The organism is Alloactinosynnema sp. L-07 (assembly GCF_900070365.1).
In the GTDB taxonomy this organism is placed as follows: Bacteria; Actinomycetota; Actinomycetes; order Mycobacteriales; family Pseudonocardiaceae; genus Actinokineospora.
The window spans coordinates 1883156-1898029 of sequence record NZ_LN850107.1 but is presented as its reverse complement, the minus strand read 5'-3'; the positions used below and the strand labels follow the sequence as shown (position 1 = coordinate 1898029).

Genomic DNA, 14874 nt, shown 5'->3' with positions numbered 1-14874 from the left:
CAATGGGCAACCGGGCCATAGAATAGCTGGGGCTTTGGCGCCCGCGGTTGACTCGCGGGCATCGTCGCCATGTGTCTGGGCTGGTTGGCCGGCAGATACTTGATGGTGTCGAATTCCGCGTTCACACACCCATTGCTTGGCCGGTGCCTCGCGCCAACCCGGAAACCGACACAGGGAAACCGCGGTCCAGCCGTCCAGGCGCTGTAGCGAGTACTTCACCCGATCTGGCCGACCTGCTCTGCCCCACTGGTCAGATCATGTCGGCCATGGAAACCGTCGGGCCTTGGTGAACACCTGCTGCTTGACGTACACACGTCGGCCGACCCGGTAGGCAGGGGCCACGGCGAACTCGATCACCGTGGTGGGGTCGCACTGGCCCCATGGCTGTTGACGCTTGGGGTCCAGGACTCGTCCTGGTGCAACGTCGAGGTCCCATTCGACGTCACCTGCGCGCTGGCACAGGACCTTGACTTTGCCGATCAACTCGTGCATGCCCTCCCCCTGGTCGGCGGGGTCCATCCCGAGTCGACGGCACGCGGTGGCTGGGTCCCGGTGGCCGTCGATGAACAGGTCGCGACACAGCGCGTGGATGTGTTGCGCCAGCAGCTGCGGAGTCGGGCGGCCGATGGTGGTCCGTTGGTGTTTGCGCAGCAGGTGCTGTACGTCTTGAGCGATCAGATCGCGGAACTGGTCGGCGAGAACTGTGTGCTCGGCCTGGTCGAGGGTCGCGGCGTCGTGCGTGGTCGCGGACCGTTCGCTGAGTGCTTTGGCCAACCGGGATCTCAAGTGCCGGTTGGCTTCGCCAGCGTGCTCCAGTTCACCGACTAGGCGATCGCACTCGGTCCGCAGGCGCTTCACCTCAGCGGCCAACCATGCCTCGCCGGTGGCGGTGTATTCGGGGGGAACGATCTCGGCGTCGGAGAACATCGCGGCCAGGTGAGGCGTCGGCCACGGGTCGGACGGCGAGTTGTTGTGTCGGGTCACGAGGTGAGAAGGTCGAACGAGTGTTCCCGTTCCTCCCCGGTCGCCTGCAGTACGACTCGGGATTTGACTTCGGTTTCGCCGAACTTCATGTACACGCGGATCCCTCGATCGTTCAGGTGCAGGTGCATGACCGGGGACCGGTCGACCTTGACCCGCCCCAGATATTCACACTCGGGATCGTCGACATAGCGTGGCACTGCTCCGCGGGCGGCGGAGAACCTGACCCTGATGGCTGTCTGGTCGCCGTGGACGGGTTGGCCGTCGATCCATACCTCGCTACCGTTGGGAACCAGGTCTCCCTTCGTCACGAGCACGGCGAACCGGTCCGTGCACCGATCGGTTCCGTCCGCGGTGTCCTTGTCGCGCTTGGATTCGAGGTCCACGCCTTCCTCGAAGTCCATGCACATGGAGATCCCGTAGGTTCGTCGCGAGCGGCGGGCGCGGGTCGCGGGCCTGCACGCGAAGTGGACCGCACCCGCGAGCACGGCGACCTGCGGATCCGGTGGGACGAGGACGACAGCCTCGCCGCCGACGTGGTCGATCAGGCGCTGCCGCAGATAGGGCGAGGCGGCGAACCCGCCCACCAGGAGAACGACGGTGGGGCCGTGATCGAGTTCGGCGTCCGCGGTCAGGGACCGCAACTGCTCGGAGACCAGGGCGCAGATGCGTTCGACCACGGACTCGAACGCTGTCGCGACCTCCGCCGGGGTGATCACGATGGCGTCGTCGACGCCGTCCTGGCCCGCGGCGAGTGCTCGCTTGACTCGGGGAGGGATCTTCTTGGCCAGGGCCATGGTGATCGGCAGGTAGACGGGCCGGTTGTGATCGACCCCGATGTTGAGCTTGGCGCGCTCCCACGCGGCCAGCAGGTCCTCGATGCCTTCCGGGCAGTGCTCCTGCAGTTTCGCGTACAGCGCGAGACCACCGAGCCGGGGCACCAGGACCTGCTCCTCGATGGCCTTGTTCACGTACTTGGCGCCTCGCGCCTCGCCTGACACGCTGCCCATCTCGATCATGGAGCGGTCGGGTTCGATCTGGTAGGAGGTGAGGTCGACGGTTCCGCCCCCGCAGTCGCACACGATGAACCGGCGTCCGGGAACGTTGAACACCTCCCGCGACTGGCCGTCGGCGTCGGTGACCATCACGTTGGTGACTCGAGCGTGCTGTGCCGCGGCCTCGGGCTCGTAGGCGAGGATGAGCCGCCCATCCTCGTGCGGGAATCCGGCTCGCTGCGCACAACGACGCATGATCGCCTTCTGGTGCTCGTTCCAGATCGCGGGCACCGTGATGCACCACCGGGTATCCGTTTCCTCGTAGCCGCTGGCTTGAAGATCGGCGAGGACGTGTCGGAACAGGCAGCCTAGGAACTTCGTGATCAGCTCTTCGGGGTCGTCCTCGCGGTCGTCCAATGCCATCGATCGGTAGCGACCGGGTTCGGCGTCGTCGCGGGCCAGCGACATCTTGAACCCGTGGAAGTACCGCCATCCCTTGTCTCTCCGGTCGGCGCGGTGCTCGACCCACATCTGGTGCGCGCTGTGGCCCCAGGCGATCACCTCCCCGTCCCTGTCGAGCAGCAACGCGGTGAGCGTCTTCACCGACGGCACAGGCTGCTTCGGCCACTGGTCGAACGTGCGGATCTTTCGCAACGTCGGCTCATCATCGACGTTGTGCTCGCACCAGCCATAACCGCTGGCGTGTGTGCCGAAGTCAAACGACGCGTTGACAAGAGGAACGAACTCCGACCGCATTCGCGCGCACCTTCCACCTGGCTGGGGACCCTGGAAACGAGAAGCACCAAGGGTTTAGTGAGTTTCCAGCCCTACTCGCCAGTCATCAGCGGCTCAGTCACCCAGCCGTGGAGGAATCTCACCCGATCGTGCCCAATGGTGGCCATGTCGATCGACGCCGACGGTGTGCCCAGGTGACCATCAAGTGTGCAAGTGGCTGCGATGATCTCTCGAACAGCCTCGAGTCCATACGGGAGTGGATCGTACCGATACGCACTGAATCAGTTGGCCGAGCGACACCCTGGTCTGCAAGTGGCGAGGTGTCACCCGCAGTGCGCGCCCCGCGCTAGTACCGCCAACGGACGTCTGGAAACCAGTTCTTGGATGAGGCAAGGTCCACGAGTGGGGGTCGAGACGCTGCCGTCTTCGGCGTCAGCCTGCGATCTGCCGTGCGCATGAGCAGCGGCGGCCAGGCTTGTGGTGACGCGAGAATCGCGCGCGCCCTGGTGTCGGTCATTCCGGTCAAACGGGTTCGTTCCAGCAAGTTGGTGACGTGATCGCGCGGGTCGAGTTCGAGTTGCGCTGGCTGCCGAATGTCCCGCAACCCGTCGACATGAATCGCTTTGACTGACAAGGTGCTGAGTGCTTCGAGTCCGGCCAGGCCGTCTTTTAGCAAGGCCGCGAGCCCGCGGGTAAGCTCCTTGGCGAGCTGCTGCTGCTGCGTGGATGGTTGGCTGACGTAGTGTAGCAGCGCGGAGGAGCGCACGCCGAAGAAGACTTTCCAAGACGGAGATCGTCGTGGATAGTCAGTCGGCGGTCGCCGTGCCGAAGGAGGCGATCGAGGCCCACGTCCATGGCTCGCACGTAGGCTGGGTCCAACGCGTTCACGACGCGGTCGAGGTCTGCGGCGTTCACGGTCACGGGGGCGTGTTGGGCGATGGTGAGCATTGCGAATGCCCAGGTGCGCGCAGGCAGTCCCGTCGGGTCATCAGGTGTCTGTCTCTGCCACCATTCCGCGTTGGCGCGATGTGCGCGCGATGGCAATCCATGCGGCCTGGTTCGGCCACGCCGCGCCAGCGGAGATGTCCGGGTTTGACGTTGTGTCCTGCGGGGTCCGCTGGTGAACACTGCCTGGCGGAGGACCCAGCTATCGCCCCAGATACGTTGGATCTCGTCCAGCGCGTTCGCAACACGGCCGGACTCCGACCAGTCGTTGGTCGGGGCGAGAGGCCCGTTCAGGGCATGGGTGATGGCGCCAACAAGTTGCGAGTTGCTTGGCCTGACAACGACGCCTGTTCGAGGTGTCGTCGGGCTTGTGCGCGCCCCAGCGTCCTCGGACAGCGTCACCGGAAGGCCTGTGCCGCCGAGCATTCCCTCCTCCCCCATGGCCACTCCGGGACCGGTGAACGCGAGGTCCACCATGCTCCTGGACCGGGTCGTCGCCCAATGTGCTGAACACGCGGTCATCAAGCAGTTGCACCGCGACCGACCGGCTCAGTGGCAGGTCGGCCGTCCCCTTCTGACGCTGCAGAGTGCGCAGGTTGGATGGGATGCCGCGCCGGTGTGTCTTTGCAGTCCTGAGCGGTTGCGCGGGGGGGACGGCCTAGCTTGAGAGAACCTCTCATGCGAGTGTTTGTCAGGACGGGCTGGCAGCAGTTGCCAACCGTGACCTTGCGCCAGCGACTCAGACCCACCTGAGCGGCGGCGCTCGCGGATCGGGCAGCTTGACGTTGGGACGAGGTGGTCAGCCCGTCCCACCAGAAGTGCGCAGTTCAGGGCCGTGCGACCCGTCCACCTACTTGTCCCAACATCTGCACAGCGGGACAGGTCATGCGAGCACCAACGGGTGGTTACCGCTACGCGACAGATCCAGTTGGTGGCGGCACTAGGTATTCCGAACGGCCGGAGCGACGTGGCTTGCTCTATATTTCAGAGACTCATGTAACGGAGGGGCGACCATGCACATCCGCGAGGTCCTTATTCGCTGGTACAAGTCGTTCAACTACGACTATGAACGCAAGGCGAACCCCAGGTCAGAGCGAAAGCCATGGCAAGAGACGACCGATGGATGGCTTCCGCACGTCCGCATCAGCCTCGAAGACGACATCACCGCGGTCGTAGGGGCGAATGAATCTGGCAAATCCCATCTTCTTGACGCCGTCCACATTGTCCTTACAGGCCGAAACCACAGCCAGAACGATTTCTGCCGGTACTCGACCCTGTTCTCGGTGGAGAAGGATCAGCGGCTGTTCCCAGAGGTTGGCGCGGTCTTCGCGCTCACTGAAAGTGACGTCGAGGCGCTTGCTTCTCTGAAGATACCACTGCAGGCGAATGGCGAACTGCTCATGCTTCGCCCCAGCCCAGGCAGCGTCGAGGTCCTCGATGCCTCTGAGGTCCGAGTCGTGCTGGAGGACGATCAGATTAAGGGGCTCGACGGGCTCTTGCCGCACGCCCATCTGCTTAAGACCCAGGTTGACCTGCCAGATTCAGTATCGATCTCCTGGCTCGCGCAGACCGAGTCAGTCCTCGCGAGCAGGAAGCGACGATGCGAACTCTTCCAGTTCCTAGCCGGGCTGAACACACTCGAACTCGTCACGACACAGGCGGCAGGGTTATTCGGGTTGCTCACAGCTGCCCGGGACTTTGAGACGGAACAACAGAAGCTCGGGCGACTGCTTCTTACGAAGGTCGCGCGCATCGACGCCAGTGCGTTCCGCGATCTTCAGAAGGCGATCGCCGACGAGGAAGAGGGCCTGGTCAACGCACTCGTGCAGGAGATGAACCGGTCGATTGGACGGCACCTCAACATCTCGAAGTGGTGGAGTCAGGACGAGGACTTCCAGCTCCGCGTCTCGCCTCGCGAACACGAACTCGTCTTCACAATTCGCGACCGCACTGGCACCGACTACTCCTTCAGCGAGCGAAGCCGCGGGTTAACGTACTTCCTGAGCTACTACGTCCAACTGCGCTCGCACGATCGCCCAGAGGGCGTTCCAGAGGTTCTTCTCATGGACGAGCCTGATGCGTACCTGTCCGCTCTCGGGCAACAAGATCTCCTTCGTGTCATCGAAGACCACGCTCGACCTGAGGACACCAACCGGACAGACCAGGTGGTTTACGTCACTCACTCGCCTTTCCTCATCAACCGAAATGCTGGCCATCGAGTGCGCGTCGTCGATAAGGGCACGCGGCAAGAGGGAACTCGGCAGGTCAAGGACGCGACCCAGAACCACTATGAGCCACTCCGGACATCGCTCGGCGCCTTCATCGCAGAGACCGCCTTCATCGGGGGTGACAACCTGTTCATCGAAGGCATCTCAGATCAAGTCCTCATTGCGGGGATGAACGCACGTCTTCGCCGCAAGGGAACGGCACCAAGCGAGTGCCTCGACCTCAACCAAGTCACCCTCGTCCCAGGGGGCTCCAACGTTCCGTACATGCTCTATCTGGCCCGCGGACGCTCACAGTACAAGCCAGCCTGCGCGGTCCTACTGGACAGCGACAAGGCTGGTAGGACCGCGCAAGCCCAGATCAAGAAGGGCGGCACCCGTGGAAAGCCCACAGTCACAGACGAACTCGTCGTCATGCTCGGTGACTGGGCTGTCACCGCAGGCGCAGTGGCTGTAGACGGTGTCACCATTGAAGAGCCTGAGGATCTCGTTCCGACGAACCTCGCAGGTGTCGCGGCTCGGCGATACGCCATGCACTTCCTGGGCTACAGCGAAAAGGAGACCGCAAAACTCCAGGACGCCCACATTTCTGCAGCCATCAACGTCGACAACACTTCCATGTGGGACGCTATCGCCAGCGCGTTCAAAGCGGCATTCGATACAGAAATCGGTAAAGCGGGCTTCGCAAAGGAACTTCTCGCGTATGCGAAGGAGCATCAGGACGACGAGATACAGCCGGACGGAGTCGAGGTCCTCGAGCGGAACTTCGCGTCACTGATCAAGAAGCTGGCCGAAACCCTCGAGTTGGCGCGCACGAAGGAGAATGACAGCCGGCGCGACCAGCGCGTCCAACGCATTATCGATGAGTTCGCGGACGATCATCCAAACGGAACTCTTCGCGACCGCGCTTCGACCATGCTCAAGCGCATCGACGCTGCCGCCGACGACACAGAAGACGGAGACATGATTCGGGCAGGAACGTCGCGCATACGGCGGGACTTCAAACTCGACACCGATCCGCTGGACAAGGTGCCGGAGTACGACAAGTTCCTGGATCGACTGAACAGTCTTCCGCTCTACGTCCGGCTTCGAGATCAGGGGGCGATCACCCAGGCAGAGGTCGAGCTGGGGCGGGAGGAAGACACGGCCACCGGTCCAGAGGCAACCAAGCCCATGTAGCCGTTCCCACATACACCGACGAGACCTGCCTTGCCCGGAGGCGCCACCGTCCGCGCCCTGCATCATGCTTTCCGTTCGCGCGTCATCGCTGATGCTCGAGACGGCCTTGCTGTCCCGTCCCAAGCAGAGACTGCACGCCAAAGGTTACGTCGACCAAGCTATGACGTGTCCCGGCGCAAGCGTCGAGTGGACAACTCAGGACACGTTGATCCGTGCTGAGTACGATCCGCAACTGCGCGATCACCCTAAGTTGACTAGGCGGTTAGTCGCTCAAAGGTGTCCCAATCGCCGCTGCTGTCGAGCACCCGGCAGTACGCACCTGTCGTGACGAGCAAGGGTGCCGAGTCCAACTACCCGTCCCGTCAGCTAGACGCAGGTCAACGCTCAGAACAGGGTGTCCCGTCCCAGTGTGGGAGGTGTCCCGGTTCGGTCGCTGTGGGACACCCTCAGCACGTCGAATGGCGCAACCGCAGAGTTGTGGTTAATGCGCAACTCGGTCGGACACTCCATTACCCCACGGAATCTCTCCTCCGTGGAGCAATGGGGATTTAGGGCCATGCAGTCTTGTTCGGATGCTTCGCGCGGGCAGGTGTCCGAAGCGGCACCCGCGCAGGTGTAAGCACCCCGCCGTCGTGTGAGGACCGCGCGTAGGTCACCGCGGCACCGTCCGGATCGCGCGGCACGGCGCTTGTCGACCTCAAGCAGGGCATGCCGAGTCCCAGCGGAAATGGGTGCCGTGCGGTGCGGCCAGCGGATCGCCGGACTCCGAACTGCTCGGTCAGCCGCAGTGGCGAGTCGTGCGGATCCCACGACCGCGTTCCGGCATCGACGAAGTACTTGTCGAGCAGCAGATTCAGTCCCGCGCTCGAACCCACTTCGAGCAGCCGCAGCGGAGGCCGGTAGCGAGCGCGACGTGGTTCATCGCCGCAGACAGTGGTGCCGCTCTGCTGACATCGTTTGGTCTACACCCTCGCACGACAGCGCCAACGTCCGTGTCCCACCGCGGTCGCGATCGCTCCCGATAACCTTCTCACTGCCCGTAATCAATGCCCTAAGACGCCGCCAATCTTCTTCTAACCGGCCGGACATTCGCTCCCTCGCTGCAGCATCTGCGCCTGTCCCATGCAAGCTAGTAACAGTTCCCACGTTAATCACAGAAGTTGCAAATGACCGATCATTGTCCCGGCGTAGCTCGAATCCACCTGGGACTATGACTATCTGCTTCAGTCAAGATGAGTGCGATAGGGACTCACCCAATTTGACGGCTTTACTTTCGAGGTACGATTGAGCCATTCTCGCTCCTCGATACTACGTCTCAGGATCCGGAGCGCCGTAGCGGCAAAGCGTTCTCGTTGAGTATCAGAAATTGCCCCATAATCTGTGGTTGTTGCTACCCACAAAGGCGCTACCAGGTTGGCATCAAGATCCTCCGCTAGATGAGCGGACCGGTCGATAACCTCAGCAAGATCGTCGGTTTGAAGCATGACTCCTGCCCACGAAGCTACCAACTCTCGTTGGCTAGCTCGCACCTCAAGCATGACTGAATGTGTCAGAGATACCCACTCCGGCGAACTCGCAAGGTGGCTGATCCGCTCAAGAAAGCCCACAGGAAGGAGAATGTCGATTGATCGGTCGAAAAACTCGCTATAGGCCTCTAGGTGGCGTCTTGTTACAATCGGCGTTGATGACTTTTCGAGGCGGTCAAGGTCAACCGATATAAGGAGCGCCTGTGTAATCGAAAGACATCCGGAGCCCAAAGATCTGAAACCCACCCCAGCGACACGACGCCAAGTTCGCGCATCCCGCCTCCTGATCCACTCCTCGACAACAAACGCTGCGAGGAGAAACAGGATGCTCCCGGACACAATGGCCCCCGCCATCGGATGTCTGGCCCAATAGGCCGATACGCCATTTAGCATTAGGTCGCTGAAGAATAAGACCGTCACCGCTACAGATATTGTTGCGGACCGGATGATCCTCGCGTCACGCCTGATTCGTGTTGCCATGCACCCCATCATACTCATGCAAGTTTGCCACGCTGATCACGCTCGTGACCGTCCAATTGCGCTTGGACTGGCCCGCGCGAGACCGAACGCGAAATGTGTTTGTTGGAACCACGTGAATCATCGGTCCGTGATCCATTTGACGTTCTATCGAGTCCACGCACCTTTGTCGACGACGTCGCAGACCAAGCGCCTTCCCCGCCGATGAGACCAGCTCGTACGCAGGGCGAACACCGGTTGCGCTGCACAAGCCGACACGCTGGTTCAGATCTTGCGCCCGCGCGGTCAAGAACCAGACCTGACCCCAGGAGGGCGACGCGCGCCGTGGCGATGGCTTTCGCGGCGTGGGACCCTCGAATCGGAGCGCACTGCTGACGCACCGCTACGACGAGCCCGTCGGTGACGTCGGCCGCGCGGCGGCCCGACCGCTTGCGTGTACTGCTGGGTTCGATCGCGCCTGGTCCCAGACGGCACGCGCACCGACTCGAACGAACGGTGAACCTCTTCGTCAGGACCAAGGGGAGTCAACAAGAGTTGAATCGACGTGGAGTGGCTGCTTTGAGGTGCCCGTCAAGAAATCTTCCAAAGTCTGAGATGGACGAGTCCGATTCGTGCGCCGAAAGAGCGCGGCGGAGGTCTGCCAGGCGCCGATAGGGTCTTTCACATGAAATGCCCAGTATCGTTTTGATGGCCTTATGTCCGACCGCCAAAGCGGACTCCATGTCTCCCAACTGAAGATGAACTTCAGCAATACACGGAAGATTCATGGCCAGCGACCTGGCCTGCGCCAAACCGTATCCATCCGTTGCAACAAGTAGGCTAGCCAAAGCGGCTCGAGCATGGTCGGGATTTCGCCTTGAGAGGCGGAAAAGAATTTGTCCACGTTGGCCTTCCATCTCCGCTCGATGAATGCTAGCCGACCACGGATTACGTGGTCCTTGTTCTACATCTTCGAATATCTCATACCCCTTCGCGAGTTCCTCGAGGGAACGATTCTCGTCTCCGCTCGTTGCATGGGCCCAGGAAAAATTCGTGTGAACATAGCTGCGCATGATTGGTGTCAGAAAAGCGTCCGACGACTCCATGCCCGCGGCGATCCTCATTAGTTGAACGGCTTCGTCCGACTGTCCCAAGTGTATCGATTGATGATTAAGTGCGATCAGTTGCCTGGCAACGAAATCACTTCGCAAGTGGTGACCTGAGCGTTTCGCGGTCTGCATTGATCCGATCCATAGATTGCGAGCGCTCCTGTTGTCACCTACGTCGTAGTGAATCCACGCCGTTGTTGACGCCAGGTGGGCAATTGCCATGACCAGACGTGTATGCACCTGTTTTTCACAGTCAATGCGTTCAAGCGATCGAACCGCGTGCAGTTGGCCGATCGCGACTTGGCGGGTCACACCCCCGCCATGTTTGAAGCCCCAGGCATTTATGCCAGCTGTAATCTGCTCGATTGCATCGACATCGCCGTGACCTATCCTAGTAGGGCTGTAACCCGATGTCAGATACGCAACTCGGTCCAGCGGATCATATGGTTCACCCATGGTAACGCCCAGCATGATATTCATAATCGTTTCAAAGAACGTTCTTCTGTCGATATGATTCGAATGATCCAAGGCTGCGAACTGTGCTACCGCGTGTAGGCTTTCGAAGCCTAGCATCTCGCCGGGAATTTGTAGGGCCTCCGCAATTCGAGCCACCACGGAAACGTCTCGAATTTTGTGGCTTCCACGTTCGATCGCTGAGATCCTCGACTGCGTCAACCCCAACAAGGTTCCCAGTTGTTCCTGGGAGATGGAATAGTGTTCGCGCACCGCACGGAATACGACCGCGAAGTCGTAGGCCGCCAATGCGCGTTTGATTGCAGGCAGCCTGAACAGGCTAACGATATCGTCTAGTTTGACTGAGCATCGACGACAGCTTATTCGGACGCCAGTCGAAAGCACGGTTCCACAGGAGATGCAATAGCGAGGATCTGCTTGCATTGTCGAGCCTCCGCATCGTGCTCCGTGAGAGAAAGCGCTGTTGATCGTACCAAGTTCTTCACGCCTGGCCAGCCCTAGTAGGGCTAGGTGGCCAATACCTACGCGATCTGGTTTCCATCGATCGTTGAGCGCATCGTGGTGTGAGACGCGGGCGATTCGCCCCATAAATGCGGAGGGCTGCCGGTATGCGAGGTCGCAGGATATCGAAGAAGAAGGCCAAGCGTGTCAATCCGGACGTGATTTTGGCTTGTTTCAGGATTGCGCTGAAAGTGCTGGAACTTCTCCAGAAAGACGGTTGGTTCAACTAACGGGTTTGGTCCACGACTTACCCGTGTCGTGTGCGATACGCATTTGGCTCGTACCCGCTCGTATCTCTTCAAGATTGGCGGGCACGCTTCGAGCGACATGGTCACTCCCGGCGATCCATGCAGAGCCAGAGGTGTCTGTCAGCGACACTCGTGCGCGTACTTGGCCGCGGTTGTGACGGCGTCCTTCGTGGTTTGGAAGGCAAGGACTTCGAGCTGCATGGGGCTCGTCCGTCTGGCGGAGCGAGAGGCCAGCATTCCTAATGAGGCGGAACGCGCCAGTCTCCGATCGGATGGTACGGCTTCTGATTGCCTGTCCCGCCGGGAAACTCGCAGGTCAGGCAGTCCGACCGGATGTCCGGCGCTCATCGTGTGGTGTCCCGGGTTGACCACGCTGGGACGGCCTAATCGACTCACGAATGCAGGCGCACGGTTGTGGTTAATGCGCAATCGGTCCTCGGACACCACTCTCGGTGAGAACTCACCAGTTCGGTCACCTTACACAAATCCCTGTGGACGATCAATTCGTCTGCGGGGATTTTGTGCGTTGGTGGCGGTGCGCCACTGGCCGTCGAGGCTGGCGCCCCCGAGCCGCTGGGCCCGAGCAGACCGACGATGACCACGACCATGCGGCCGCCCATCTGATCGACCGCCGCACCCAGTCCGTTCGCCTCGCTGCCCGAGGAAATCTTTCTTTGCTGTGTAGACAAATCAGCGGCTCACTGCGGGTAAACCGAGTCCTGCTCGCCGAACATGTCCGCGGTGTTCGAACATCCGCACAGCAGGTACCTGGAGCTGATCAGGCAGTCCGTCGGCGGACCCCCGTTCCAGAAGGCGTTCGCTGAGGCCCGCGCGCTGCCCAGCGACCTCGCGATGCACTTCGCGCTGGTGGAGGACACCGACGAGCCCTCGGTCGAGTCGGGCAGACTGGACCTGCTGACCAAGCGCGAGTTTGAGATCGCCCGGCTGGTCGCGGAGGGAACTGACCAACCGGGCGACCGCCGCCAGGCTCACGATCCCCAGGCGCACCGCCGAGGCCACGTCGCGCACACCCTCACCAAGCTCGAGTACACCACCCGCGCTAGATCGCTGTCTGGGTCGCGGGCTCCCGCCGGTCGGCAGCGGCTGACGCGCCACGCGACGGCCCGCCCGCGGGGGGTCCGCAGGCGGGCCACCGGTCTTCGCGGCTACTGCATCCAGGAGCGGGCGCCGACACCTCCATCGGCGCCGGTCCAGAACAGGTCGAGGTGATCGTCGAAACGCGACGCCGCACTTACCGCCCGGGCGTCCGCGCCGGGCACCACGAGGTAGGGCTCGCTCCACTCCTGCCCGCCCCATGACCTGGCGACGACGCCGCCGTCCGGCGCCGCCCAGAACAGGTCGAGGTGATCGCGGTGCCGCGACGCGGCGGCGACGGAGTTCGACGCCGATCCGGGTCCGGCCATCAGGTAGGGGACGCCCCAGCCGGTCGCGGCCGACCAGGAGCGGGCGCCGACGCTGCCGTCCGCGCCTGCCCAGAACAAGTCGAGGTGCCCGTCGAACCGCGACGCCGCGCACACCGCGCGGGCGTCCGCACCAGGCACGACGAGATAGGGCGCGCTCCACTGCCCGGCCCAAGCGATGCCGTAGACACCGCCGTCCGGCGCCGCCCAGAACAGGTCGAGGTGCCCGCGGTGCCGCGACGCGGCCGCCACCGAGCCCGCGACCGAGCCCTCCTCGACCATCGGGTAGCGGTCGCCCCAGCCCGGTCCCCGCACGTCGAAGTAGATGGCGTACTCGCCGACGTCGCCGCCGTCGTCGGTTCCGGTGAGAACAATCTCGTGGGTCCAGGTGATCGACCTGTGGTCGTCGTTGCGGCGCAGCGTGCGACGCCGTTCGCCCGAGGCCACCAGGTCGTCGCGGGTGAGTTGGACAGCCTTGGGGGTGTACGGATCGGCGTCGAGGCCGAGGAGGTCGGTGGCGAGGTCGACCAGCGCTTCGGCGAGTAGGTCGACGAGCGGCTTGGCCAGCACGCCGCCCCCTCCCCCGGCGGCGGCCAACGCCGCGGCGACGACGGAGACCGCCTCGGCAGCGGCGTCCTTGTACTTCTGGATGTCGCCGCTGTCCCATTCCACCAGCGACCCGGCGAGCGCGAGGTCGATGGCCGGTCCGGAGTAGAGCAGTGTTTGCGCGATGGCGATCCGCTCGCCGTCCGGGCCCAGCGACCAGTAGTCGGGTCCGTCGGAGAACTTGTACGAGCTGTGGTGCCGCCCGTCGGCGGTGACCAGGTCGACGGTGCCGAAGACTTCGTCGACGGATTCCTGCTTCTGTCTGCATTCCATGCCGACCCACCAGATCTGCACGTCGTTCATTGGTCCTCCACTCCGACAGTCATGCGGGGATTTCCCGCTGTGTCCGATCGTCTGGCCGTCAGAGGAGGGCGTCACGAGTAGTGGAGTACTCGCTTTCGGGGCCCACGAGGTGCGAAATGCAGTAGGTGAGCACCTAGGTTGTCCGTAGCATCCGGGCGGTGGGGCAGCGCTGGCCGCTGACAGGGCGGATTGCGGAACTCGGATCCATCGACGCGGCGCTTCGTCGCGCCGACGGTCCGCGCGGGCTGGTGCTGGCGGCGCGGCCGGGGTCGGCAAGACCCGCTTGGCGCAGGAAGCGCTCACCCTCGCCCGGAACCGCGGCACGGCCACGCGATGGGCCGCGGCCACCGCCTCCACCCGAGCCCTGCCGCTGGGCGCCTTCTCCGCCCTGCTCGGCCGGGTCGAGGGTGATCAGCGGCAGCTGCTGGCGCAGGCGACCGCCGCGCTGGTCGCCGACAAGCCGGGCGGGGTGTTGGTCGGCGTGGACGACGCGCACCTGCTCGACGCGCTCTCCGCAGCTGGTGCACCAGCTGGTGCTGCGGCGCGCCGCCACGGTGGTGATCACGGTGCGGTCGGGTGAGCCCGCGCCCGACGCGGTGACCGCGCTGTGGAAGGACGGCCACCTCGACCGCCACGAAGTGAGGCCGCTGTCGGAGGCCGACACCGTCGCACTGCTCGAAGCGGTGCTGCGCGGCCAGGTCGCGGACACCACGGCCGGTCAGCTGTGGAGCCTGACCGCAGGCAACGCCCTCTATCTGCGCCTACTCGTCGAGCAGGCGCTCGACAACCGAACCCTGCGCCGCGTTGGTGGGTGTGGCATCTGGCGGCAACTCCGGAGCTGTCGCCGGGCTTGGCCGAGTTGGTCGTCGCGCGAATGGGACCGCTGCCCGCGCCGATCCGCGACGTCGTCGACGTGCTGGCCTTGGCCGAACCGCTGGGCTTGCCCCTGCTCACCAAGCTGACCAGCGCCGAGGCCGTGGAGACGCCGAGTCACGGGGCCTGCTGACCGTGCGCGCCGAAGGCCGTCGGCTGCAGGCCGGGTTGGCGCATCCGCTCTACGGCGAGACCCGCCGCGCCCACGTCGGGATGGTGCGGGCCATCGGCCTATGACCGCCCGCTGAGATCGCCTTCGACCTGGTCAGACGAGGAACCGGAGTGAGCACGGCACGA

At 63.1% G+C, this 14874-nt stretch carries 10 protein-coding genes; 4 read left to right on the top strand and 6 right to left on the bottom strand.

Going from position 1 to position 14874, the window contains the following annotated elements; translation table 11 throughout:
• Positions 1 to 255 precede the first annotated feature (255 nt).
• From BN1701_RS08530 to BN1701_RS35315, 3 genes are all read right to left on the bottom strand, one after another.
• Positions 256 to 984 carry a hypothetical protein gene (locus BN1701_RS08530; protein ID WP_054047125.1) on the bottom strand — a complete coding sequence of 243 codons (729 nt, stop codon included), beginning with the start codon at positions 982 to 984 and terminating at the stop codon, positions 256 to 258.
• Positions 981 to 2732, bottom strand: a complete 1752-nt coding sequence (locus BN1701_RS08525) for an Hsp70 family protein (protein ID WP_054047122.1) — start codon at positions 2730 to 2732, stop codon at positions 981 to 983. The genes BN1701_RS08530 and BN1701_RS08525 overlap by 4 nt, the downstream gene beginning before the upstream one ends.
• Positions 2733 to 3057: 325 nt before the next feature.
• Positions 3058 to 3477 (bottom strand): hypothetical protein, encoded by a 420-nt coding sequence (locus BN1701_RS35315; protein WP_157367828.1) that lies wholly within the window; start codon positions 3475 to 3477, stop codon positions 3058 to 3060.
• 1192 nt (positions 3478 to 4669) lie between these two features.
• Between BN1701_RS35315 and BN1701_RS08520 the strand changes: the two genes are divergently transcribed.
• Positions 4670 to 7060: an ATP-binding protein gene (locus tag BN1701_RS08520; RefSeq protein ID WP_054047121.1), complete on the top strand. Its 2391-nt coding sequence runs from the start codon at positions 4670 to 4672 to the stop codon at positions 7058 to 7060.
• 548 nt (positions 7061 to 7608) lie between these two features.
• Here the strand turns inward: BN1701_RS08520 and BN1701_RS38105 are convergent.
• Together BN1701_RS38105 and BN1701_RS34065 are read right to left on the bottom strand one after the other, a co-directional pair.
• Complete coding sequence (locus BN1701_RS38105) at positions 7609 to 7950, bottom strand: DUF2332 family protein (RefSeq protein ID WP_082859731.1); 342 nt, start codon at positions 7948 to 7950, stop codon at positions 7609 to 7611.
• Between the two features lie 1637 nt (positions 7951 to 9587).
• Positions 9588 to 10913 (bottom strand): helix-turn-helix domain-containing protein, encoded by a 1326-nt coding sequence (locus tag BN1701_RS34065; RefSeq protein ID WP_172803209.1) that lies wholly within the window; start codon positions 10911 to 10913, stop codon positions 9588 to 9590.
• A 1202-nt stretch (positions 10914 to 12115) separates the two neighbouring features.
• Between BN1701_RS34065 and BN1701_RS08515 the strand changes: the two genes are divergently transcribed.
• Positions 12116 to 12604 (top strand): response regulator transcription factor, encoded by a 489-nt coding sequence (locus BN1701_RS08515; RefSeq protein ID WP_054047119.1) that lies wholly within the window; start codon positions 12116 to 12118, stop codon positions 12602 to 12604.
• Here BN1701_RS08515 and BN1701_RS08510 read toward each other — a convergent pair.
• Positions 12541 to 13704 carry a hypothetical protein gene (locus tag BN1701_RS08510; RefSeq protein WP_054047117.1) on the bottom strand — a complete coding sequence of 388 codons (1164 nt, stop codon included), beginning with the start codon at positions 13702 to 13704 and terminating at the stop codon, positions 12541 to 12543. The two genes, BN1701_RS08515 and BN1701_RS08510, sit on opposite strands and share 64 nt — an antisense overlap.
• A gap of 283 nt (positions 13705 to 13987) precedes the next feature.
• Between BN1701_RS08510 and BN1701_RS08505 the strand changes: the two genes are divergently transcribed.
• Both BN1701_RS08505 and BN1701_RS08500 read left to right on the top strand, forming a co-directional pair.
• The gene (locus BN1701_RS08505; protein ID WP_054047116.1) at positions 13988 to 14284 is read left to right on the top strand and encodes a hypothetical protein; all 297 of its coding nucleotides are present in this window, start codon (positions 13988 to 13990) and stop codon (positions 14282 to 14284) included.
• Positions 14285 to 14554: 270 nt separating this feature from the next.
• Positions 14555 to 14710, top strand: a complete 156-nt coding sequence (locus tag BN1701_RS08500) for a hypothetical protein (protein ID WP_157367827.1) — start codon at positions 14555 to 14557, stop codon at positions 14708 to 14710.
• The last annotated feature ends 164 nt before the right edge of the window (positions 14711 to 14874 follow it).

Coding starts and splice junctions, on each gene's coding strand:
- BN1701_RS08525 (WP_054047122.1), bottom strand. CDS start 2,732: ATGCGGTCGGAGTTCGTTCCTCTTGTCAACGCGTCGTTTGACTTCGGC.
- BN1701_RS08520 (WP_054047121.1), top strand. CDS start 4,670: ATGCACATCCGCGAGGTCCTTATTCGCTGGTACAAGTCGTTCAACTAC.
- BN1701_RS08510 (WP_054047117.1), bottom strand. CDS start 13,704: ATGAACGACGTGCAGATCTGGTGGGTCGGCATGGAATGCAGACAGAAG.